The organism is Streptomyces sp. NPDC059866 (genome assembly GCF_042731325.1).
Classification (GTDB): domain Bacteria; phylum Actinomycetota; class Actinomycetes; order Streptomycetales; family Streptomycetaceae; genus Streptomyces; species Streptomyces flavusporus.
On sequence record NZ_JBHWJT010000126.1, the window covers coordinates 1 to 1702 of the forward strand.

The following is a 1702-nucleotide window of genomic DNA, read 5'->3' on the forward strand; positions in this document are numbered from 1 at the left end:
CTAGAAGATCACTGAAAATGTTGCGGTTCTGGCCCCGACGCGGTTGCGTCGGGGCCAGTGTTGTTGGCATGCAGGGCGAGTGGGCCGGGGAGCCGGTCGGGCCGGATGTGTGGGAGACGTGCCGGGAGTTGATCCCGGCCGGGAGTGTGTTCGCGTTCCTGGCCGAGCACCGGGAGGTGCTGTTCCCGGCGGAGATGTTCGCGGACCTGTACCCCTCGCGCAACGGCCGTCCGAGCCTGCCGCCGCAGGTGCTGGCCGCGGTCGTGGTGCTGCAGGCTCTGCATGGGCTGTCGGACTTCGAGACCGTGCAGGAACTGCGGTGCGACCTGCGGTGGAAGGCCGCATGCGGGCTGGGGCTGCTGGATACTGCCTTCGATCCGTCACTGCTGACGTACTTCCGGCGGCGTCTGCGGCACTCGCAGGATCCCAACCGGATCTTCGCCAAGGTCAGGGACGTGGTGGCGGCCACTGGTGTGCTGAAGGGCAAACACCGACGGGCGCTGGATTCCACCGTGCTGGACGATGCGGTGGCCACCCAGGACACCGTCACCCAGCTGATCGCCGCGATCCGCCGGGTGATCCGCGAGGTGCCCGGCGGCCGGGAGACGGCCGCGGAACACTGCGCCGCGCACGACTACACCGATCCCGGCAAGCCGAAGATCGCCTGGGACGACGAGGCCGCCCGAAGTGCGCTGATCAACGCCCTGGTCACCGACGCGCTGAACCTCCTGGGGCATCTGCCCGAGCAGCAACTCGGCGAGCAGGCCGCCGGCGCGGTCAGGCTGCTGGCCCTGGTCGCGGGACAGGACGTGGAGCCGGCCGACGACTCCGACGGCCGTGACGGACGCTGGCGGATCGCGAAACGCACCGCGAAGGACCGGGTGGTGTCCACCGTCGATCCCGACGCCCGGCACATCCACAAGAACCGCACCCGCCACCAGGAAGGCTTCAAGGGACATGTGTCCATCGAGCCCGAGACCGGGCTGTTCACCGCTGTTGCGCTCACCGGTGGCAGCGGAGCGGGCAACCACGAGGCCGCCGTCGCCGCGGATCTTCTGGCCGATGAGGAGGGGGAGTTAACCATCCTCGGTGATGCCGCCTACGGCACCGGTGACCTGCGGATGCGTCTGCAGGCCGACGGCCACACGCTGGTGATCAAACCTCCGCCGCTGCGACAGACCATCCCCGGCGGCTTCACCATCGACGACTTCCGCGTCGACACCACCGCCGCCACGGCCACCTGCCCGGCCGGGCACACCGTTGCCCTGGGCCGCCCCCAGACGGGCGGGAATCGCCAGGCACAGTTCAAGGCGCTCTGCCGCAGCTGCCCCCTGCGCGAGCGCTGCACCACCTCCAAGACCGGACGCACCCTCACCGTTCACCCTCAGCATGTCCTGCTGACCGCCGCCCGCCGGGCCGCCACCGATCCCAACTGGCAGGGTGAGTACCGCCGCTGGCGCCCACCGGTCGAACGGGCCATCGCCTGGCTCGTCGCCCACGGCAGCCGCAGAGTGCCCTATCGAGGCGTGATCAAGAATGGCACCTGGCTCCACCACCGCGCCGCGGCCCTCAACCTCCGCCGCCTGATCAACCTCGGACTCACCCGCACCGACGACACCTGGACACTCACCCCGGCCACCACATAAGGGAGGGCGCCCGGCCGACAGCCAGACGCCCTACACCCAAGATTTTCAGTGATCTT

1 protein-coding gene is annotated in these 1702 nt (G+C 69.4%); it reads left to right on the forward strand.

The window, feature by feature from the left end:
- The first annotated feature begins 68 nt into the window (after positions 1-68).
- Complete coding sequence (locus ACFV7R_RS47015; protein ID WP_385276956.1) at positions 69-1646, forward strand: IS1182 family transposase; 1578 nt, start codon at positions 69-71, stop codon at positions 1644-1646.
- Positions 1647-1702 lie beyond the last annotated feature (56 nt).